The sequence below is a fragment of the Anatilimnocola floriformis genome, from assembly GCF_024256385.1.
Classification (GTDB): domain Bacteria; phylum Planctomycetota; class Planctomycetia; order Pirellulales; family Pirellulaceae; genus Anatilimnocola; species Anatilimnocola floriformis.
In genome coordinates this window covers 1,860,337-1,881,842 of sequence record NZ_JAMLFW010000002.1, presented here as the reverse complement: position 1 = coordinate 1,881,842, position 21,506 = coordinate 1,860,337, and the positions used below count along the sequence as shown (strand labels likewise).

Sequence of the window (21,506 nt, the reverse complement as noted above, 5' to 3'; positions counted from 1 at the left end):
TGAGTTTGAAAGGTGGGTGTGTGGAACGCGTGAACGTTGCGTGAGTGATTATAACCAAACGAGCCAACGGTGGGAATGCCGCCCATGTTGCGGTTTGCGCACGTGTCGAAATCCCCCTCTCCTCGGTACTCCAACGCTGCACGCAATTTCAGGGAGGGCGAGGCTCCCGCCGAGCCGCGTAGGTCGAAAGCAATCGCCGGCGGCACTCGCAAATCCACCGAAGCGGCTCGGCAGGAGCCTCGCCCTCCCTGACTGGCGTCAACAAAAAAGGCTGCATCTCTTTCAAGATGCAGCCTTCTATTTTCACAACTCTGCAGCGAGCGAACTCGCGAACAGGTTAGTCCTGCTTGTTACGCAACTGTTCTTGCTCGCTGGCGAGCAGGTACAGCAATGTTTCGTCGACGCCTGCGTCTTCGCCGGCGCTCCAAGCTTCGCCTGCGACTGCTTCGGCAGCGCCACCCGTCGGATGCAGGTTCAGGTAGTTGATAATCGGAATCACGTCGAAGGCCGTGACGTAGCCGTTGGCATCAACGTCGATAAACGGCGCCCGGATGAACGAGGAACGCGGTGCTTCGAGCGCTCCGGTGCTGGACTGATTCAGCCGATTGATGATTTCAATCGCGTCGAAGGCCGTGATTCGCCCGTCGTTGTTCACGTCGAGCGCGTTGCGTGGATTCTGCAACGCCGACAGCGTCGCAGGAGTCACGGGCGTCAGCGGCGGATCGAAGTTCCCCACGACCGGCAGCGAGTACTCATCGCCGTATTGATAGTACAAGTCGTTGCCGAACGGCGTGGGCTTGAACGGAATGATGTTCGACGTGACAGCGCCCGGCGCCGGAATCGGATCGACCACGATCCGGTTGAGCAGGCTCGTGCCGCCCGACACCAGGATGTACCACTCGGCATCGTCGCCCGGAGTTTGCGTCGTGCGATCCGGCGTCCACAGACCGATGTCGGTGAAACCGTCCTTATCAAAGTCGGCGGCGATCGGCCGTTCGCGGTTGCCTGGGAAGCCGAAGCGGAACGCGCGGTCGATGATGCCGTTCGGCGCACCGCCCGAGAGCGTGCTCACGTCGAGATACATCACGTCGTTCGACCAGCTGGCCAGATCGGTCACACCGTCGCCGTCGAAGTCACCGGTGAAGCCGTGACCCGTCACTTGCACGCCGTTGAACGTCCAACCGAGTTGAGTCACACCCGTTTGCAGGTTGAAGTCGCCGTTGGTATCGAGGTACCAGCGGCTGCCGGTGAACAAGCCAACTTCATCGCCGGCCAGTCCGGGAGCAAAGTTGCCCGAAACCGGGAAGCCGTTGATGCCCGCTGGATCGACCAGATTGATGTTCGGCACGCCGTCGTTGTCGGTATCGATCTGCCAACGCCAAACGTTGCCAACCTTGCCGTACGCGGCCAACTTGTCGAAGCCGTCGGCTACGCCCAGGTTGGCAAAGTTACCGGCGAACAGTTCATCGCTGGTGTAACCCATTAAGTAGGCAATGTCGCGATTGGTGAAATCGAGATTGTCTGGATCGAAGATGCTGTTGCCGTTCGTATCGACCCACACCGAGCCAGCCGCCCAAGTGCCGAGTTCCGGCCGAGTGTCGACCGTGAACCGAGCTACAAAGTCGCCCCCCGGGACGCCATCGCCACTGGGGAAGATCGGATTCTCTTGCGGTTCAGCTGCATTCACTTCGCCGTCGAGCCGATTGCCAGCAGGATCGACCACGTCGTCGTGAATCGTCAACGTGAAGCGATCGTCCGGCAGCGGCTTGAAGAACGTGATCACAATCGTGCCGGTCGCAGGCTGGCCGTTGACGGCTGCGTTCGGAATGAAGTTGACGCTTTGAATCGGCACGAGGCCGACAAAGTCGCCGCGCACTTCGTAGTGAGCAGCGATCTCAGCGATGGTTTCCTGCAACGCCGGGTAATCGGTGGCCGGGCCACCCACAGGCGGCGGAACCAACCGGGCCGGGAAGTCCTGCACGCCGATCGACAGCGAGTTGACCAGCGGCGTCGGCGATTGACCGACGTTGCTCGACTTCGGATCGAAGATGTCGAAGCCCGGATTGCCCGTGATGGTCACGCCAGTGACCTGCGGACCTTGTTCGTCGATGAAGATGTTCAGCAGCTGCACTTGAGCAGCACCGCTGGTGATATTCCCCGCGACGTCTTCGGCCGAAACCAGGATCCGCCGCAAACCACCCGATTGACCGGCCGGCACGCCGAGCGCGGTGAGAACCGCTTGCGAATCGAGATTGACCGTCGAGGTCAGTTCCCAATATCCGTTCGGTTCATTGCCAGTTGCATTGCCGAGTTGGTTCGTGCCGTCGTAAGGAACCGCCGTGGTGAAGCCGATGAAGATGTCCGTCGCCGGATCGACAGCACCGTTGCCGTTGACGTCGACATAAGCACGGATGATCGAATTGGCTTCGGCGCGACCCCAGAAGGTCGGCGTCGTGTCGTTGGTGATCCGATCGCTGAGGGTCGCGATGTTCGACGGCTGCGGGCCGAGGACGCCCGAGTCGCTATTCGGATGCAAGCCATCCGTCGCGATCGACTGTTGACCGAAGAACACCGGCGGAGCAACCGTATCGACAAAGATCTCGAGGTCTTGAGCAAACGCGCCAAAGCCTTGGTTGTGCGGCAGCGATGGATCGGTCATTTCGACGCGAGCCGAGATGAAGTTCGAGCCATCGGGAATCGCAGCCGGGAACGTGAACGAGTACAAGCCGTTGCCGAGCGACGTGGCATAACCAACGTGCACGCGAACGTTGTTCTCAGTGCGATAGACGGCCACGCGGAAGCCGGCGAGCAGCGCGACATTACCGGTATCGGCTTGGAACGGAATGGTGATGATGTCGCCATCGACCGGCAGACCAGGTTGACCCGGGCTGTTGTCGGGCACGTCGTTGATCAGCTTGTTATCCGGCACGCGGAAAATGATCGTCGGCGTGTTGTCGTACGTGATGTTGTCGTTTTGCGACCGACCGGTATCGCTGTTGTCGGTTTGTCCCGGTGGGTTCGGCGTGCCGTTGACCGGATCGTCGTCCAGTTCCAACGAGAACGGCACTGGGGCCGCTTCGTTGATGATCGTCACGCTGTAGGTGTTCAGCGCGCCGGCGGTTCCTTGGAAGACGCGCAGGTAATAAATCTGGCCTTCGACGGCAGGGACGCGGATGCGAGCATCGTCGTCGACGTCGAGGTCGTTGGCGACAACATTGCCAGCGGCGTCGAGCAGGTTGATGTCGAGGTCGCCACTGCCAGGCAAGCCGGCGTTTTGGCGGAAGAACACTTGCACGTCGAGCGTGCCGGTGACATTCGCTTCGATGCGGTAGTAGTCTTCATCGGCTGGCGGATTGTTGAAGCCCGGCGGCAGCACGACGTTCGGAATACCTGGATCGATCACCGGATCGACGTTCAGCGTGTTGCCGGCGCCGAGGTGCGTGGCATTCTGGAAGTTGCCGTTCCATTCGTACGGATCGGCTTTGAAGAGATAGATGTTGTTCGGATTGCTTGTGATCGGATCGGCATACTCGATGCCGGTAAAGACCGTGTACAGCGGTTCGGCGAAGGTTGGAGCAATTGTCATCGACCCAGCGCCCGCCGTTTCCGACTTGCGATAGATGATCACATTGCTAGCGCCATTGTCTTGCACCACCAGGCGGTCAGCCGTGTAGGCCGCACCACCGTCGACGTCGAACAGCACGCTATTAACCGTGGCATCAGTGCTCAGCGCTTCGAGGTGTTGCACAAAGATGATGTCGTCGCCGCTGTTGGCTTCGATGCGAACTCGCTGGACGTCGCTGATCGTATCGGTGTCGTTCACGCCGTTGAGCGACGACACCAAGGTGCCCGCCGCCGTCTGGTTGGCGGCGATCAAATCGTTGGCCGCCGTGCCCAGGATCACCACAGTGTCGTAATCGGCGCCGCCGTTGATCACGTCGGTCGAGCCATCGAAGTTGACGAGGAACGTGTCCTCACCGGCATCGCCATTGAGCAGATCGACGCCAGCACCACCACTGAGATAATCGTTGCCCGTGCCGCCGTTCAGCGTTTGAGCTTGCAGGCCACCAATCAGCGTGTCGTCGCCAGCGTCGCCGCTCAGCGAGCCGTGACCGCTGATGAAGTCGTTGCCGTTGCCGCCGTTCACGCGGAGGTTAGGCGCCGCAAAGAAGGCCGAAGTGGCTTCGTTGACCACGATGTTGTCGTTGCCATCGTTGCCATTGAAGATCAACACGTCGTTGTCGGCCAGCACCGCCGTGGTGATCCGCACGTCGTACCGCAGCCCGGTGATCGCCGTCACGCCCGCGGTCGTGTTGATGTTCACCGCATCAGTCACATCGCGACCGTTCACCGTGACCATGTCGGCATCGCCGGGGTTGAGGTCGACGGTAATGTGCCGCACATCGGTGGCATACAGATCATTGATGGTGACGTTGTCTGCGCCAGGCAACGTATTGACCACGACTTCTTCAGTGCCCGCCAGATCGAGATCGACCGCGCCGAAGAGGAACTCCAGTCGCGTGCCGACCTGATTCATGACGAACGTATTGGCCGCCGCACTTCCCAGGAACAGCAAGCGATCGCTTTCGCCGGCGCCACCCTCGATCAGGTCGTTGCCGTCGCCCGGGTTCCAGATGAAGAGATCGCTGCCGTCACCGCCGTAGAAGAAGTCGTTGCCGGCGTCCTGAGCGCCAACGCCAGCGACACCAAAGGTATCGTCGCCGTCTTCGCCGTAGATCGTGTCAACGCCACCGCCACCGCGGAGCAAATCGCTGCCCGAACCGCCGTAGATCAAATCGACATTCGGGCTGCCGAGGATGCTGTCGTTTCCATCGCCGCCGTAGATTGTCGAAATGCCAGTGTCGAGCACGCCCGACAAATCAACGTTGTCGTTGCCAGCGCCCACATCAATCACGCGGGCCTGCGCTCCGAGGTTCAGATCGAGATCGACCGTATCGTCACCGCCGAGTAGCTTCAGATTGAGCAATTCGACGGACGCATCCATGGTCAGCACGGTGAGCGACGAAGGGGCGTCCAACGTAACCGCAGTCGCGGTCGAAGTCACCACGTCCGCCCCTTCGGTACCAATGTAGTTGGCAGTGTCGGTCCCGCCGCCGCCGTTGAACGTCACTCGGCCTGTGCGGAGGAAATCGAAGTCGGGACTGACGATCGAGCGGAAAGTTCCGCCGAACGAAATCGGTCCATTTCCCGCGTAATAGGTCAATACGTCGTCGATGATCGTACCGTTGACCGTCAATTGATCGAAGCCGACTTGCTCGTTGGCGTCGTAGACAATGTGATCGACCAGATCCATGTTCACGGTCGGTCGCGTGGCGACGGTGATGCTGGCCGTATTGAAATCGGTCGCCGTGAAGGCCACCGTATCGGTTCCCGTCGTCCCCGCGACAATCACCGTATCGCCGATGGCTGGATCGCCGCCGTTGACGTTGATCGTCGTCAGCGCGGTCGGCACGTTCGGATTGTTGAGATTGATCGTGTCGGCGCCAGCCAAAGCGTTGAGCGTCAATGTCGTCTTATTGCTGAATTCGATCGTTTCGTGATCATCAACCGACACCAGACCGTTCGTGGCAACCACGCCCGCGGCATAGTTGATCGCGTTGTTCGCGTTGGTCGCATTGACGATCAGGTTCGCCGAAACAACCGTATCGACCACCGGTTCGAGATTGACGAAGTCGACCACCATGTCGGACGAAAAGCCGTCGATGTATCGCAGTTGTCCCGCGCCCACGGCCGCGCCGACCGTATAGATCGACGAGGTCACGGCGTTGTTAAGCGCCGCTGAATTGCGAATCGAGAGCGAGTCGCGACCGCTGCCGCCGTCGAAGAACAAGCCCGTGCCATTGAACATGACCCCATTCGGCATGTCGATGTTTAGCGCGTCGTCGCCATCGCCACCGAGGAATGTGTATTGATTGTCCTGCTGCGGCTCCGAACCACCGATCAGGTTGATCGTGTCGTTGCCAGCCAGGCCGTTGATCGTCAGACTGTCGTGGAAGCCCGCTGGGTTGCCCGCGGTGGTGTATTCACGCAGACGATAAAGAATGTTGGCCGGTGCGTTCGAATCGACCACCGTCACCAGTGGTTCAGCCACCGTCATATCCGCGTCGGCATTGAACGTGAACGTATCGTTACCGCTCACTTGCGCCGTGTTCGGATTGGTACCGAGCAGCGTCACCGTATCGGTGTCGTTCAGGAAGCCGTCGTCATCGCGAATGATGATGTCCGTGTTGGCAACAAAATCGATGTCCACGATCGGCGTGCCGAAGCTGGCGTTCGTGACAATGATTTCGCCGTCATCGGTGCCCGAGGGCTTGATGACGATGTTCTCGCTCACCTGACCGCCGAACAAGGCCGTGTGCAGGATAAGCAAATCGGCCTGCGCGCCATCAGCGCCAACCGGGTTACCTTCATTGAAGCCCACATCAATGCCCCAGCCCCGCGGGGTGTCGTCGGCATAGGGCGTGACTTCGAGCGTATCGATGTCATTCGGCCCAACGCTCGGCGTGCCGGGAGCCGGGTTCTGATCGTCACCATATGCATTCAGGAACTGCACACCAGCAAAGGCAATCGGCTGGCTGCCGTTGATCTGCAAGGTGAATTCGTTCGTGCCATCCACATCGCCGCCGAATTGCGAATCGACGTCACGGCCCACGACAACAAAGTTGTCGTTCTGATCGACGGCAGGATCGTTGTTGTCGCCGATCAGATTCACCGTACCAGCCGAGAACGGCCCGAGGTTCTCGATCGAGCTATACGAGAAGCCGAGGTTGCCCGAGCCCGGGAACTGCATCGTCACCACCGGCTGACCGCCGGGATTCTTCGTGCTGTAGACATTGATGACCGGGAAGAATCCAGCAATCGCCAGCGCGTCGCCATCGGGCGGCACGATGCCGGTCGTGGCCGGATCGGGATCGCCGCCGTTCACTTGAAACTTGTAAGCCGAAGACAAGGTCAGCGAAATTTGATCGGCTGGATCAATGCCAACCGTGGCCGGCGGATTTCCTTCAAAGCCGGCATTCACCACGATGGCCGAATCGACATTCGGCACGGCTTGCACAAAGTCCGCGGCGTCGTAATTCACGACCACGTAGTTGTTGACGACGGTTTGAGTATCGCTCGAGGTAATCACGTCGTAGGCATTGCCAGCACCAACGGTTGGCGTGATCAACCCAGCGCCGAAGCCGAACGGATTGAACGTGTTGCCATCACTCAGGCCAACTTCGCTTTCGCCGTAGACATACAGCCGGTCGCCAGTCGTGGCGCCGTTGTCTTGAATGGTCAAACCGGTGGCCGTGGTCAAACCCGACAGATCCAAGTCCGGAGCAGCGCTGCCGCCGGCAACACCGGGCAGGCTCGTAGCATTCACTTCGGGTGGGCTATCAAACGGATTGCCGCCGTTGAAGACGAGCGCGCGAGCCGGATCCACCGGTACGACCGAGATGAGATCGGCGCCAGCTGTGGTCCCAAAGACCGTGACGGTATCGTTGTTCGCCGCCGAGCCGTTGTAGTCGATCGTTTCAGACGTGCTGACGTTCAGCGTCTGGTTCAGGCCCGTGACGAGCACTTCGCTGCCGCCGATGGCGCCTGTATACGTCATCGACACATTGAGCGTGTTGCTCGCCAGGTCGTTGATCGTCACCACATCGCGGCTTCCCACACCGCCGCCAAAGTCATTGGCATTACCACGAATAAACAGCGGAGCCGTAATCAGGTTGGCATTCGTCAGGTTGACATTGAACGTGTCATCGTTCGCATCACCCTGCATGTTGTTGCTTTCGCCAGCCAAGGCGCCAGCGTTGATATTGAACGTGTCGTTGCCGGCATTGCCGAAGAACGTCGACGAATCGCTGCCGGTATTCGGATTGTTGTGCGTGGCGTTGATGTTCAGCGTGTCGCTGCCCGTGCCAGCGGCAAACTGCGCGATCTCCATGAACGTCGAGTAATTGATCGAGCCGGTGAACGGAGCACCCGTCACCGAAATGCCCGGCACCGCGAAACCTGGAATCGACGCATTCGCGTTGAAATTGAACGTGCGAGCGGTCGCATCGCCCGAATCATCGATGTAAACCTGGCCCAAGCCGTTGTCGTGGATGTTCAGCGAAGTGCCCACGATTCCTGCGAGCGTGGTGCCATTCGCCACTTGGTTGAACTGAGCAAAGCTCACCGCCGTACCCGCCGCAGTGCGACCGATCGTCGTCCGGTCGGTAAGGCCAATGTCGGTGAAAACATTCGTGGTCGAAGTGGTCGTAGTGACACCGACGCGGATTTCGTCGTTACCATCGCCGCCGTTGTAGTTAAACGTCACGCCGGCTGGGAAAGCCGAGTCGAAGGCATTCACCGCCATGATGTCGTCGCCGACACCCAAGTTCACCGTGAGCGTGCCCGTTGGGCTGAGGAAGTTCACCAGCTCGGCATTCAACGGGGCGGCAATCCGCGAAATGTTGTTGCCCGCCGTCGCGTCGTCGCTGATCACCACATCGGTGTCGTTCCCCGTGCCGAAATCGAAGACGCGATTCACGGCATTGGCATTGTCGTTGATCGGCTCGAGACCGACGTAGTTCACGGTCGATTCGGCAGCGCCGCCGTTGTCGGTTGCGTCGCCGTCGAACTCAATCCGGCCGCTCGAAGTGGTATCGAGGAAGTGACGAACGGTGTTCGACACGGTGCCGGCCACGATATTGATCAAGTCGCCGTCAGTGGTTGTTTGCAAACCGCCGTCGATGTTGATGACCGCGACCGGGGGCGCGACCCCAGTGATATTGAAAGTGTCGTCACCATCGCCGCCGTTGACATTGAGGATCGATTGCAAGGCGGGAGCAGTGACGTTCACCACGTCCGCGCCGCCATTCGTGCTCACCGTCGTCGTTACACCTACGGGCGTGCCGGTCACATCGACGATGTTGGCTCCCGAGCCCACCGTCAGCAACAGCGTGTTCAGATTCGAATAGGTAACTCCGCCGAAACCAGCCGGCAAGCTCCGCGTGATTTGCGTGGCGCTGAGCGCGTAGTTGGCTGTAACGGCAGCGCCGCTGCCATCGACCACCAGATTCGCGCCGCCCACTTGGCCGTTGACAACTACAGCGCCAGCGACAGGCGTGAGCGCACCAGGCACGCCCACCGTCCCCGTGTTGCCGACGTTAACGCTGTCGAGGCCATCGCCTGCGTTGATCGTGGTCGTCGTGCCAGCCCGCGTGGCAATCACGTTGATCGTGTCGGCCGAAGTGCTGGCGTTGACGGTGATCGTCGGCGTGTTGAAGAGCGAGTCCGGGGCATTCAGCGTAATCACGTCCGGACCAGCGCCCGAGTTGACCACCATCGTTCCCGTAGGGGTGAGGAAGTCGACCTGTTCGGCCAGCGTCGACGACAGCCGCGAGATGTTGTCGCCCACGGTCGCGTTATCGCCAAATGTGATCGTCTCGGCGCCGCCGTTGAACGTGAATACGCGGTTGACGGCATTCGTATTGTCATTAATCGGTTCGAGGCCGGTGTAGTTGATCACTGCTTCCAAAGCGCCACCGTTGTCGACGTTGTCGCCGTCGAGTTCGATGCTGCCGGACGAGGCATTCGTAAAGAAGTGCCGCACCGTGTTGGCGACCGTTCCCGTCAGAATGCTGATTACGTCGCCATCGGCCGTCGTTTGCAGACCGCCATCGACATTCACCGGAGTGACAGCCGGAACACCGGCGAAGTTGAAGGCATCATCGCCACCGTCACCGTTGAAGTTGTTGGCCCCGGCCAGTCCGGTCGAGGTGATGTTGAAGGCATCGTTGCCGCCGCCGCCGTTGAACGTGTTGACGTTCGTGCCACCGAGTCCCTGCGTGCTGGTGATATTGAACGTGTCGGCGCCGCTACCTGCGTTCACCGTGAGATTGCTGATGTCGTTTTGACTGAAGTTAATCGCACCGGCCGAGATGCCGGTGACACTGCCGTTGCTCACCGCAATAGTCCGAGCCGTCGTATCGGAACCATTGTTGATGTTTACCGACGTGAACGCCGAGGGGTTCGAGATGTTTACCGCTGCAGCAATGTTCGCCGTCAGTCCGCCGTTGCCGATGTTCACGGTGGTACTTGCCGAACCGACGAGCGTCAGCGCTTCGCCGGTGAACGTCGAGAGGACGTTAACGGTCGAGCCGGCTCCACCCGTCCGCAACGTCACGCCACCATCACTCACCGCGTTGTTGACGACGTTGATGCCTGTGCCCGTGACTCCAGACGTGGAGTAGCTGTAGGTGTTCGCTGCCCCTGTCGAATCATCCACAATCAATTGATCGGCACCGGTGCTGTTGTTGTTGTTGATCAACTGCGCCAGCAACGTACTGGCGGGAGCCGCCGCAGTGCCGAATTGCACGATATCGGCGCCAGCGCCAACCGTGTTGACCGTGATCGACGACGCAGCCGAAGCGGCCAGCGTCTGGTCGCCAGCCACCGTAGTGTCGAAGTCGAATGCGCTGTTGAAACCCGCGTCGCCTAGCCGGTTGTGGCGTAGCAGACCGCCCGACTGATCGATGATCAGCGTGTCACCGGTCCCGTTGCCAGTCAGAACGGCGGCCGCTCCGGCCAAGGTGGCCGTGTAAGTCAAAACTCGTCGCTCATCAAGCTTTTCGAATTGCAGCGTGCGCGAGCGGCGCTTCTTGAGAGGGCTGAAGAATTGCTCGCGGGCACGTCCGTGCGTCTGCTGGGTGGGGCGAGATGAAGAGCGGCGGTTGGACTGACGGGTGCTCACGAAAGAACTCCTAAGCCGAGTAATACGGGCAGGGAACAAACCCAATTCAAAGAATGTGCGGATAATCGCAGCGGACAGCCGCGTCCCCAGCACTGACAAATCGTCACAACTGGAAATACCGGCAATTTGGGTAGGATGGTAGCGGTCGGCGGTATCCCGCGTCAACTAGCAGCGGGCAGAATTCCTGTGGTTCTTGTCATGATTCGAGTCAAAAAATGGAACCAATTATCTAGCTATTGCGTCAGAATTCGTTGGGTTCGTCGGCGGAACTTTCGAGCCGCATATTCTTGCTTCAAACCGCAACCAAACGACGTAAACCGGGAAGACTCGCGACGCGGAAATACCAGCTCCGAACAGGGCGTTCATTTAGCTCGCAGAAACCGACGCTGCTCCTTTGCCGCAAACTATTCTCGCACGCGCCTCTGCCAGAACTCGTAAGATGAGGCGATGACAAGAACACCGCTCACGCCCAGTTGGTTCGAGGTGAACGATTTTCATCAACTAGCCGATGGTTGGTGGGAAAGCCACTTCGGCCCGGAGCGATGGCTGCGCTGGAAAGATGGCAACGTCTATGTCGGCAACCGGCTCGATATCGATCCCACCAGTAGCAATCCGCAGGGAACACTGATCGCCGAGAAGATCACCCGCGTTGAACAACTCCTCGCGGTAATCCAAGAGCAGGAACTCAACGATCCTGCGTTTCTCGATTAGCTCACGTCAGTTCCTGCAGCATCCGCTGCCAACACCGCAACGATCGGGCGACAGACATTCTGTCTGTTTGCCAACGAGCACAAACAACAGCCCCTTCGGCGTCACTTCGATATCCGACACGAAGTACTGCGAAGCCACCTCGGGCCCGTACTCGACTCCCACGGGCAGATCGTGCTCGCCCAGCACCGGCCTGGCAATGCTAAAGATCTGGGCCAATCGCCCGGCGTTTAGACGATGATCGACGTCGTTGGCGGTCCAGACCTGCATGACGCACGTCTCTGACTCGCGCCGCACGCCGCCACAATCGACAAACGACTTTTGCACCCGGCCGATCTCGGTGACGTGAAAATGCGCCGGCACAAATTCGCCGCTGGGGAGCATGACATGCAACCGGGCGTTGCGATGAGCCGCGAGCACTTCGATGACTTGACTGGTATTCATAACCGCATCCTAAAGTTGATTGGGCAATCCTGCGAGAACGGCAGCCTGGGCCAATTCCAACGTTTCGCAGTCACCCTCGCCCGCGGGCGCTCCCTGCAACTTCACCGTGGTATTGCGGATCCAATGCCAGCGCTCGCCTTGCTGCTGCACGCTGGCAATCGGCCGGCGCGAAATCGAATCGATCAGCTGATAGAGATCGTCCGCGACTTTTTTCCACTCATAACGAAGCATCCCCGCATCGTATCGGGGCGGCGGCTCTTTGGCAAAAACTCTGAAGTTTATAAGAATCTATGAATATAGTCGGGTGCAACAACTTAACAATCTTGCCCCTGTTCGCTGCCACGGGATTAAGCACCCGCGATATTTCGGCGAGTCGGCACTAGAACGGGCACTCGTCTCACTTAGCCACCAGCTTTAGCTGGTGGTGTCAGCCAATCAACGCATCCGGCTTTAGCCATTCCAGAGGACCGCAGGCATCAATGGCTAAAGCCGGGCACTCTGCGCGTTCACTCCACCAGCTAAAGCTGGTGGCTAAGAAAACAACAACCATTGCATCCACACACGCCGCGGGTCGCACTTCCGTGTCAGCCTGGTATTCCCGTGAGGACGGCGATCTTGGCTCGCAACAGCGTGGTCTCTTCGCCAGCTGCCGGCGGTGCGCCGTGAAGCAGCAGGCTCGTGCTGCGAGTCCATTGATAATGACTTCCCTCGCCGGTAATCACCGCAACCTGACGGCTGGTGCCGGTGTCGAACAATTCCAGCTGGCCAGCATCGTTAGTCAATGGTCGCCAAACGAAACGCTTGGTAGTGGCCGATCCGCTCATCACTTGCTCCCGGAAAAAGAATTCGGAGCGAGGGGCCAAAATCCTTCTAGCGGCCCGCGGCGAATAGATGTGTCCCTGCAGTTTCGCGTTTTTAGCCGCGGAAAACTAGTGTACGGAAACGTACGCGACGATCCGATCCAGCGACACCAATCTTTCATAAATACTGGACAAAATGCCACTTGTCCGATATCGTCAGTTTTGTGGCCTACATGGTGATTTCAATGGACGCTGGAACGGAGGATCGGCAGTGGCAAAAGAACCTTCTCGTCTGTCTCAGAACGCAAAATCCGACACTCAAAAACTCCGCACCGACCAAGAGATCTTTCACCTCGTGATGATCTGCGGCCGCAACGTGCAGGAAGTGGCCAACGCGTACGGCGTGAGTCTGCTGCGGGCCAAACAAGCGATTCAGCGAGTAGAACGGATGCTCGCCGAGGAAGTTTCGGACCTGACACCCGAGGAATCCAGGCGACAGGCGCAGCGAATCTACGCCCAGCGTCTTGAGTTCCTCATGAACGAAGCGACCTCTGCCTTCGAGCAGTCGAAACAGCCTGCTTGGCGGATCAAGCAGAAGTGGGTGAATGGCGAGTTGAAGACGACCGAGGAGACGGCCGTACAGAACCCCGACGGTGACCCTCAATATCTGAAGCTGGCCATGATGGCAGCCCGGCAATTAGCCGCCGTCACCGGACAGACCGAGGACGAAAAGTCGGCCCGGCCGTCGAAAAATCGCCGCTGGTCGCGAGTTGTCGAAGGCCAAATCGCGCACGAATAATTCGCAGACAGATGTTTCAGCCCGGCGAACACAGGGGTTATAAAAGGTTATGGCCTGGCAACACCAAGCCAACACAAAGCCATACCATAAAACAACTTACGACAAAATCAATTCCATATAACTTGTTATAATATAACACCTGCCGAGCGCGGCGGCCTCCGGACGATAGCTCGCCAGCGAATTAATCCTTGCAATGAGCCATTTCGGCGTGGGGGGCGGGCTCGATGCGGCGATTGCGACGGCGAGCGATGACGTGGGTGATCTCGGCGCCAAAGAAGAGGATTTGCGAGGAGTAATAGACCCAGACCAGGAGCACCACGAGCGAACCAGCCGCCCCATACCCCGAGGCCAGGCCGCTTTTACCCAGATACAAACTGATGGCCAGCTTGCCGATCGAAAACAGGGCCGCGGTTAGGAACGCGCCGAACCAGACGTCTCGCCAGGCGATTTTGACATCGGGCAGCAGTTTGAAAATGAGGGCAAACAGGAGCGTGACGATGAACAGCGTGATGAGCGACGACGTCGTATGCCAGACGAACTCGAGCTGCGGCACGGCGCCTTGCAGCGACTCATGCAACCCGGCGATCAGCGTGCTGATGATCAGGGAGATGAGGAGCAGAAAGCCGGTGCCGATGACCATGGTGAACGACAGGAAGCGAGTCCGCAGAAAACCCCACACGCCGAGCGTTTTTGGTTTGACGTCCCAAACGGCATCCATGGCGGCTTGCAGTTCGCCGAAGACGCCCGACGCGCCGAAGAGCAACGTGCCAATGCCCAGGAGCGTCGCCAACCGACCTCCTTGTCGCGTGCCACTTTCGAGCATCACCTTGATCGCACTGGCTCCTTCTTTGCCGACGAGTTCGCTGATTTGCGTTTCGAGATGCTCGCGCGCTACGGACTGGTCGAAGAAGAGCCCGGCGATGGCGATGGCAATCAGCAGGAGCGGCGCGATCGACAGGATGCTGTAGAAGGCCAGGGCCGCGCCCATGCGCGGGCCGTTGTCCTGCAGCCATTCGAAGGTCGCTTCCTTCAACGTTTTGTAAACGAGTTTGATTGCGGCCCGTAGTCGCTGCATCACGAGTTCCGTCGAATGAAGTCCGTCTAATGATCGGCCGGCAGGTGAATCACTACCGTCTTGGTTTCGGTCATTTCTTCGATCGCGTACTTGGGTCCTTCTTTGCCCAGGCCGCTTTCTTTCAAACCACCGTAGGGCATCAAATCGGCTCGCCAAGCCGGGCCCCAGTTGAGGTGCAGGTTCCCGCATTCCGTGTGCCGGGCAAACTTCATCGCGGCATCGATATCCTGCGTGAAGAGCGTCGCACTCAATCCATATCGGCTGTCGTTGGCCAGCCGAATCGCATCGTCGACATTCGCCGCCCGCAGCACACCCACGGCAGGGCCGAACAATTCATCGCGCGAGATCTTCATCTCGGGCCGCACATCGACCAGCAGCGTCGGCTCGTGCAACGTGCCGCGGCGCGAACCGCCAGTGACGAGCCGCGCTCCTTGCGAAACGGCTTCATGCACCCATTCGTTGACGCGCACCGCATCGGTCTCGCGGATCATCGGGCCCATCCGCGTCGACGATTTCAGCGGATCGCCACACGTCAACGCTTCGACCTTCGGCAGCAAGCGCGCGATCAGTTCGTCATAGACTTTCGGCAGAGCAATGATCCGCTGGGCCGAAATGCAAACCTGGCCGGCATTGCCGTAACCGCTGGCGAGAATCGAGTCGGTCGCTTTATTCAGATCGGCATCGTCGAGCACGATCAGCGGGCTGTTGCTGCCGAGCTCCATCGTCACTCGTTTGAGACCGGCGACCGCACAGATCTTCTTGCCGACTTCGCCACTGCCGGTGAACGTGATCTTGCGCACGCGTTCGTCTTTGCACAGCTGCACGCCGAGCTCGCCGCCGTTGCCGGTGACGCATTGCAGCGCGAGGGGTGGCACGCCGCAGTCGAGCAAGATCTCGGTGAGGCGGATCGCCGAGAGGGGCGTGTTGCTCGCCGGTTTCAGAACCACCGCATTGCCAGCCGCGAGCGCGGGGCCCACTTTGTGGCAAACGAGATTCAGGGGAAAGTTGAAGGGAGCGATCGCCACCACCACACCGCACGGCACCCGCAGCGTGAAGCCCAGTTTGTTCGCAGCGCCGGGAGCCGCGTCGAGCGGCAGCACTTCACCGGTCAAGCGCTTCGCTTCCTCGGCAGAGACCTCCAGCGTCGTCGCCGCGCGAGTCACTTCAAACTCGCCTTCGGTGATTGTCTTTCCTTCCTCGAGACTGATCAGCCTGCCGAGCTCCTTTTGTTTCGCCAGCAACGCATCGGCGGCCTTGCGCAACATCACAAAGCGATCGTAGGCCGTGACCTTGGCCATGATTCGCGCGCCTTCGACGGCGGCTGCCAGCGCGCGTTCAACATCCTCAGCCGACGCTTGCGGCACGGTATCAACGACGTGGCCGTCGAACGGATGCCTTACCTCGGCTTGTTTGGTGCCGGCGAGCCACTCGCCACCTACGAACATTTTCATGATCAGATCCTGGAAATTCGCCGGCCTGCGGAACAATCGCTAGCAACGTCACATCTTACCGCGCCGGCCTGTGCTGAAAGGATCGTGTCGCCGTTGACCTGAGTTGTCAAACAGTTCGCGATGAGATGGGTGTGAGGCAAACACTCACGCTACTCCAACATCTCATCCGAATAAGGAAGTTCATCATGGCTAAGTTTTACATCAGCACCGGTAACCTGAACCTCGTCATCGAAGCCGACCACGCTCGGGCTGCTGCCATCTGGGCCGTGCACCGCTGCTTGAGCGAAGCCATGCCGTTCGCCGGCAAAGAAGCCGACGAAAAACCGGGCCGGTCGTTCCAAGCCGCAGATTCGCACTACTTTCTCGGCGACACCATCGCCGTGAGCGAGCGCGGCTTCGGCGGAGCCGATGAAGAGCAATTGGCCACGCTGCCGGTGGTTGCCGAATGGAGCCGGTTGCTCCTCGCACTCGATCGGCTGCAACAAGATTTCAGCAACGGCGAATCGGCGTAATTATTTTGCGAGCATCGGTCGCAATGCGTCTTCGACGACGGTCAATTCTTCGGGCGTGTTGATGCTCATGGCTTCACACGGCTCGAGAACGGGCAACGCGGCGACCGATTTGCCTTCGCCCAGCAAAATGGCGGGGCAGTCGGTGAGATAGTATTCGCGCTGGCGGTTCTCGTTCTTCAGCAGATCGAGAGCATGCAGCAATTCCGGAGCGGCGAACACATAAGTGCTCATGTTCACTTCGGTGATTTGCCGTTGCTCGTCGGTGGCGTCTTTTTCTTCGACGATCTTTTCAAAGCCGCCGCTGGCATCGCGGACAATTCGGCCCAGGCCGTGCGGATTGTCTTTGTGGAGCGTGCCGAGCAAACAGGCGGGCTGTTTCTCGCTGAAATAGGCGAGCAACTTCTGCAAGCTCGAGCTTTGCAGCATCGGCGAATCGCCGGCCACGATCACGACGGGCCCGTTCACGCCCTGCAACTTGTCCTTGGCCATCTTCACCGCGTGGCCGGTGCCGAGACGTTCGGTTTGGAGCACGAACTCGAGGTTCTTGCGCGCGGCGAGCGCTTGCTGCACGTCTTCGGCGCGATAGCCGATGACGCAGATGACGCGTTCGACGCCGGCCGTTTCGAGTGCGTCGAGCACGTACTCGATCATCGGCCTGCCTAGAACGGGACAAAGGACCTTCGGCAGGTCGGTCTTCATCCGTGTGCCCATGCCAGCTGCAAGAACGACGGCGGTGGTCATACTGTTTCCCCTTGTTCGTATTTCATACCCCGCAGCGTCAGCCAGGGGGAAGCGGGTAGGACTTTCCCACTGACGCCGCAGCTAAGGCAGGCCTAAACGCAGGCCGGTTGCTGCCAGGTCTCGCGGACAACCTTTTGCCAGCGGGCGAGGCGTTCGCACGACTGATCGACCACGCGCTGCAGATCCTCGCGGACCAGCGGCTTCAGCAGGTAATCGCAGGCCCCGGCTTCGATGGCTTCGGCGATGCAATCCCAGGTCGAAAACGCCGTCATAAAGATGACCTGCGTCCAGGCGTTCCGCCGTTTGGCGATCCGAAGCATTTCCATGCCGCCCAGGCCAGGCATTTGAATGTCCGAAATCAGCAGGTCGCAGCCGGTGTCTTCGATCTGCTGGCGAGCGTCGCGCGGATCATTAAACGTCACGAGCGTCACGCGATCGGCGAACGAGGCTCGGAGATACTTATCGGCCAGGCGGGTCAGCGCCGGATCGTCGTCGACAACAAACAGGTTCAGTTTACGAATCGTGGTCATGTCCGCCCCAATAGAAAAATGCCGGCTGCAAAGCGTCGGCAGGAATACATAGCAGCCCCTTCTGCTGCTTAAGTTTAGGTTACGGAGACGCGTCGACTGGCCGAACCGCGACCGCTGCCACCGCCGGTTGCAAATTGCTGCCGGTTATCGACTTAGGGACACAGAATCCCAAAAACTCATGTCGGCGGATCGGCCGATGCAAGGATTTGACATAGTTCCTTGCGCCACCACCAGTTACACTCCCAAACGCCAGGAAGGCGACGTAAGGGAGAAGGCGATGCGTGCAGGGACTGCCGAGTTGAATACCCACCCCCGCGCTCGAATTGCGCGCTGGCTCTTTGCTTTGATCGTTACGATCGCTGCCTCGACCGCCTCGGCTGCCAATCCCGTGGCCCTGTCGTTTTTGGACGATGCCGAGCTGACGAGTGTCTTTTTTGCCAACCCCGACCGCGGCTGGGCCGTGGGCGATCGCGGGGCGATCTGGCACACCCGCGACGGCGGCCGCGGCTGGAAGCTGCAAGAAACGCCGTTCAACTGTCGCTGGGAAGCGGTGCAATTTCTCGATGAAAACACCGGTTTTGTGGTCGGTGCCATCACGCAACCGCACACGCATTTGACCCGCGCAGTGCTGCTGAAAACCCGCAACGGCGGCGATAGCTGGACCGAAATCCGCACCGATACGCTGCCCGGTCTGCGTGGCGTGAAATTTCTCGATGCCAAAAACGGCTGGATTTGGGGCGACTCGTCGGGCCTGTATCCGACCGGTGTTTTCCGCACGCAGGACAGCGGCCAAACCTGGACGCCGATCTCGAAAGGAAACACCACGGGCTGGATTGCTGGCGATTTTCGCGATGCGCGGAGCGGTGCTGTGGCCGGCCAAGCGGGTGAACTTGGCGTGGTGGTGGGCGTGGAAATCAGGCCCTCGCGCACGACCGATCTCGGCCTGCGATATCTGCGAAACATGAAGCTCGGCACTGCCACCGACGGCTGGCTGATCGGCGACGGCGGCCTGGCGCTGTTGACGAAGGACAGCGGATTAACATGGACATCGCCGCCCAGCGCGCTGCCGTCGGCGGCCACCTATTTCGATTTTCGGGCCCTCGCAACTTACGGCTCGCATTGCTGGATTGCCGGTTCGCCGGGAACGTTTATCTTTCACTCTGCCGACAACGGCCAGACCTGGCAGCAGCAACGGACCGATCAGTTCGCCCCCCTCAAATCCCTCACTTTTCTCGATGAAAACCGCGGCTGGGCCGTCGGCGCGCTCGGCACGATTTTGCATACGCGCGACGGCGGAAAGTCGTGGCGTCCGCAACGCAGCGGTGGCAATCGGGCAGCGCTAATGGGCGTGTTCAGCCAGCCACAACGCGTGCCGTTTGAAGTGCTGGCAGCCAATGCTGGCAACGACGGTTATCTGACGATTTGCGAAATCCTCGGCCGGCAGGATCGTGATTCTCAATCCACGACGAATGTTTCGCTGCCCCGCCGCACGCACGAAGCTCTGGTCGCCATTGGTGCGAGCGGCGCCGATACTTCCTGGCAGTTTCCGCTCCGCAGCAACGCCGACACGCAAACTGCGGAAGCCACGCTCGCCTATTGGAATGAACTGAGCGACGGCCAGGCCAGTCGCAATGCAATTGCCCATCTCGTTCGCCGCATTCGCACTTGGCGGCCCGATGTCATCCTCACCGAGGACGTCAGTCCGCGGGGCGATAACCCGCTGAGCCACCTCACTAACCAACTCGTTTTGGCCGCCGTGCAGCAGGCCGCCGATCCAACTTTCGCCTCGGAACTCACGAGCCACGCCGGCCTGGAAGTCTGGAAAGTGAAGAAGGTCTATAGCGTGCAAAACAACGGCCGCACGGGCGCGGTCACGCTCTCGGCCGCTCAATGGGCGCCTCGGCTCGGCGGTTCGATTGGCGAATATGCTCAGCGCGGCAGTGGCCTGGTGCTAGCAGACTACGAACGAGGCCCGGCGCAGATCACACTTTCGCTGTTGCTCGATCATTTGCCGCAGCAAACCGGCCGGCGCGATCTGTTCAGCGGCATTCCTCTGTCGCCCGGCGGTGGAGCGAGGCGCAATCTGCCCGAAGTGGTGCAGGACAATCTCGATGCCCTCAGCCGAGCCGCGCAGAAGCGACACAACGTGCAGCAATTGCTGACCCAAGCCGACAACAACGATCCAGCCAATACCGGCTGGCTGGGCCAGATCGAGGACCTGACGAAGGGACTTTCGGGCCAAAGTGCCGGCGAGGTTCTTTATCAACTGGCTCAAAAATATCAACAAGCAGGCCGTCCCCAGGCCACGACCGAAGCCCTGCAATTGCTGCTTGAACGGCATCCGCAGCATCCGCTTGCCGATCGTGCTGCCGTGCTCCTCATTCAGCAATCGATCAGCAGCGAAATCGCCTGGCGAGATCGGCGAACCACGTCGTATGAAGTGAAGCTTGCGACCGCAACCACGCCGCTGGAGGAAGCCGTGCAAGGACCTTCACTGGATGGTGATAAGAAGAAGCTGCCGCGAGCGTTACCCGCCGTAAAAGCACAAGTCGCCGGCGACACGCAGCGCACCACGGCAGCCCCTGATTCTTCGCCCACCGAACGAGCCAACCGAGCGATTGCGATCGGCAAATTGCTGGAAAAATCAAAGCCCACACTCTACGCCGAGCCACACGTCCGCTTTCCGCTAGCAGTCGCCCATCGCCTGGCTGGCAACGATCGCCAGGCCGATCGGTTGCTCGAACCACTGACGAACCTCGGCGAAAACAATCCCTGGTCGCAAGCCGTCGCCGCCGAACAATGGCGTCGCCATGGAAATGGCATTCCCCCGAAAAAGCACCTCACCTGTGTGACCGCCTCGGCACGGCCGAAACTCGACGGCATGCTCGACGATCCGCTCTGGCAAAACGCCAAACCCGTCGCCCTGCGAACCGCCGAAACCGACGCCAACACGGCTGCCGTCGTGGTCGCCGCTTGGGACAAGGAGTTTTTGTATCTTGCCGTAAGTGCCGCGAAATCGCCGGGCGTGAAATACGCCACCGATGATTCGCCGCGGCCTCGCGACAGCGATTTAGCGGCCTTCGATCACGTGCAGATCCATCTCGACCTCGATCGCGATTACAGCACCTGCTACACGCTGGCCATCGACAGTCGCGGCTTTACGACAGACGCCTGCGCGGGGGACAAATCGTGGAATCCTACGTGGTTTGTCGCTGCTGCCGGCGATGAAAACTACTGGACGGCTGAAATAGCGATCGCTTGGATCGAACTCACCGACCAACCGCCGCAGCCGAAAGATCTCTGGGCCGTGGGAATTCAACGCGTCATCCCCGGGCAACCGCTGCAGTCCTTCACCCATCCCGCCACGGCCACCATTCGCCCCGAGGGCTTTGGGCTGTGGATCTTTGAGTAGCCTTCAGTCGCCAAGCGTCGCAAGCTCGCGCACTAACGAAAAAACCCCGGCAATTACCGGGGTTTGAAGAGCGAGTGATGGGGATCGAACCCACGACAGGTACGTTGGGAACGTACTACTCTACCACTGAGTTACACTCGCGAAGACGATGCGGCAATTATGCCACGCAATCTGGACGCACGCAATCAACAGAAAGTTCGCGTGCCGCAGGGACGCTGCTCTGCAGCTCGCAACAAAGAGCCACGCTCGCCTATGTGCGATACGCGTTTCCTGAAAAGTGTGGCGATGAA

General features: G+C 59.7%; 12 protein-coding genes and 1 tRNA gene. 4 read left to right on the top strand and 9 right to left on the bottom strand.

Features of this window, described 5'->3' with window-relative positions:
• Positions 1-337: 337 nt before the first annotated feature.
• Positions 338-10,744 carry a dockerin type I domain-containing protein gene (locus M9Q49_RS32020; RefSeq protein ID WP_254513390.1) on the bottom strand — a complete coding sequence of 3,469 codons (10,407 nt, stop codon included), beginning with the start codon at positions 10,742-10,744 and terminating at the stop codon, positions 338-340.
• Between the two features lie 447 nt (positions 10,745-11,191).
• Here M9Q49_RS32020 and M9Q49_RS32015 point away from each other — a divergent pair, with 447 nt between their 5' ends.
• Positions 11,192-11,455: a hypothetical protein gene (locus tag M9Q49_RS32015; RefSeq protein ID WP_254513389.1), complete on the top strand. Its 264-nt coding sequence runs from the start codon at positions 11,192-11,194 to the stop codon at positions 11,453-11,455.
• A gap of 6 nt (positions 11,456-11,461) precedes the next feature.
• On the opposite strand, the gene M9Q49_RS32010 is transcribed toward M9Q49_RS32015, so the two are convergent.
• The 3 genes from M9Q49_RS32010 to M9Q49_RS32000 all read right to left on the bottom strand — a co-directional run bounded on the left by M9Q49_RS32010 (position 11,462) and on the right by M9Q49_RS32000 (position 12,720).
• Entirely contained in the window at positions 11,462-11,896 is a 435-nt protein-coding gene (locus tag M9Q49_RS32010) for a DUF6428 family protein (RefSeq protein WP_254513388.1), read from the bottom strand.
• A gap of 9 nt (positions 11,897-11,905) precedes the next feature.
• The gene (locus M9Q49_RS32005) at positions 11,906-12,127 is read right to left on the bottom strand and encodes a hypothetical protein (protein ID WP_254513387.1); all 222 of its coding nucleotides are present in this window, start codon (positions 12,125-12,127) and stop codon (positions 11,906-11,908) included.
• A gap of 353 nt (positions 12,128-12,480) precedes the next feature.
• Positions 12,481-12,720 (bottom strand): hypothetical protein, encoded by a 240-nt coding sequence (locus M9Q49_RS32000; RefSeq protein ID WP_254513386.1) that lies wholly within the window; start codon positions 12,718-12,720, stop codon positions 12,481-12,483.
• A 247-nt stretch (positions 12,721-12,967) separates the two neighbouring features.
• Here M9Q49_RS32000 and M9Q49_RS31995 point away from each other — a divergent pair, with 247 nt between their 5' ends.
• Positions 12,968-13,495 (top strand): hypothetical protein, encoded by a 528-nt coding sequence (locus tag M9Q49_RS31995; RefSeq protein ID WP_254513385.1) that lies wholly within the window; start codon positions 12,968-12,970, stop codon positions 13,493-13,495.
• A 181-nt stretch (positions 13,496-13,676) separates the two neighbouring features.
• On the opposite strand, the gene M9Q49_RS31990 is transcribed toward M9Q49_RS31995, so the two are convergent.
• A complete protein-coding gene (locus M9Q49_RS31990; protein WP_254513384.1) occupies positions 13,677-14,570 on the bottom strand; it encodes a YihY/virulence factor BrkB family protein in 894 nt (297 codons plus the stop codon).
• A 26-nt stretch (positions 14,571-14,596) separates the two neighbouring features.
• Entirely contained in the window at positions 14,597-16,021 is a 1,425-nt protein-coding gene (locus tag M9Q49_RS31985) for an aldehyde dehydrogenase family protein (protein ID WP_254513383.1), read from the bottom strand.
• A gap of 185 nt (positions 16,022-16,206) precedes the next feature.
• Here M9Q49_RS31985 and M9Q49_RS31980 point away from each other — a divergent pair, with 185 nt between their 5' ends.
• Positions 16,207-16,533 carry a hypothetical protein gene (locus M9Q49_RS31980; protein ID WP_254513382.1) on the top strand — a complete coding sequence of 109 codons (327 nt, stop codon included), beginning with the start codon at positions 16,207-16,209 and terminating at the stop codon, positions 16,531-16,533.
• Here the strand turns inward: M9Q49_RS31980 and M9Q49_RS31975 are convergent, their stop codons facing one another.
• Positions 16,534-17,274 (bottom strand): sugar phosphate nucleotidyltransferase, encoded by a 741-nt coding sequence (locus M9Q49_RS31975; RefSeq protein WP_254513381.1) that lies wholly within the window; start codon positions 17,272-17,274, stop codon positions 16,534-16,536.
• 92 nt (positions 17,275-17,366) lie between these two features.
• The gene (locus M9Q49_RS31970; RefSeq protein WP_254513380.1) at positions 17,367-17,804 is read right to left on the bottom strand and encodes a response regulator; all 438 of its coding nucleotides are present in this window, start codon (positions 17,802-17,804) and stop codon (positions 17,367-17,369) included.
• Between the two features lie 277 nt (positions 17,805-18,081).
• On the opposite strand from M9Q49_RS31970, the gene M9Q49_RS31965 reads away from it, so the two are divergent.
• Positions 18,082-21,216, top strand: coding sequence for a YCF48-related protein (locus tag M9Q49_RS31965; RefSeq protein WP_254513379.1), 3,135 nt, complete (start codon positions 18,082-18,084; stop codon positions 21,214-21,216).
• Between the two features lie 69 nt (positions 21,217-21,285).
• Here the strand turns inward: M9Q49_RS31965 and M9Q49_RS31960 are convergent.
• Positions 21,286-21,357 (bottom strand) — tRNA-Gly (locus M9Q49_RS31960).
• Positions 21,358-21,506: the final 149 nt, after the last annotated feature.

Bases quoted from the DNA above. Each gene is read 5' to 3' on its own strand.
- M9Q49_RS32015 (WP_254513389.1), top strand. From the start codon at position 11,192: ATGACAAGAACACCGCTCACGCCCAGTTGGTTCGAGGTGAACGATTTT.
- M9Q49_RS32010 (WP_254513388.1), bottom strand. From the start codon at position 11,896: ATGAATACCAGTCAAGTCATCGAAGTGCTCGCGGCTCATCGCAACGCC.
- M9Q49_RS32005 (WP_254513387.1), bottom strand. From the start codon at position 12,127: ATGCTTCGTTATGAGTGGAAAAAAGTCGCGGACGATCTCTATCAGCTG.
- M9Q49_RS32000 (WP_254513386.1), bottom strand. From the start codon at position 12,720: ATGAGCGGATCGGCCACTACCAAGCGTTTCGTTTGGCGACCATTGACT.
- M9Q49_RS31990 (WP_254513384.1), bottom strand. From the start codon at position 14,570: ATGCAGCGACTACGGGCCGCAATCAAACTCGTTTACAAAACGTTGAAG.
- M9Q49_RS31985 (WP_254513383.1), bottom strand. From the start codon at position 16,021: ATGAAAATGTTCGTAGGTGGCGAGTGGCTCGCCGGCACCAAACAAGCC.
- M9Q49_RS31980 (WP_254513382.1), top strand. From the start codon at position 16,207: ATGGCTAAGTTTTACATCAGCACCGGTAACCTGAACCTCGTCATCGAA.
- M9Q49_RS31975 (WP_254513381.1), bottom strand. From the start codon at position 17,274: ATGACCACCGCCGTCGTTCTTGCAGCTGGCATGGGCACACGGATGAAG.
- M9Q49_RS31970 (WP_254513380.1), bottom strand. From the start codon at position 17,804: ATGACCACGATTCGTAAACTGAACCTGTTTGTTGTCGACGACGATCCG.
- M9Q49_RS31965 (WP_254513379.1), top strand. From the start codon at position 18,082: ATGCGTGCAGGGACTGCCGAGTTGAATACCCACCCCCGCGCTCGAATT.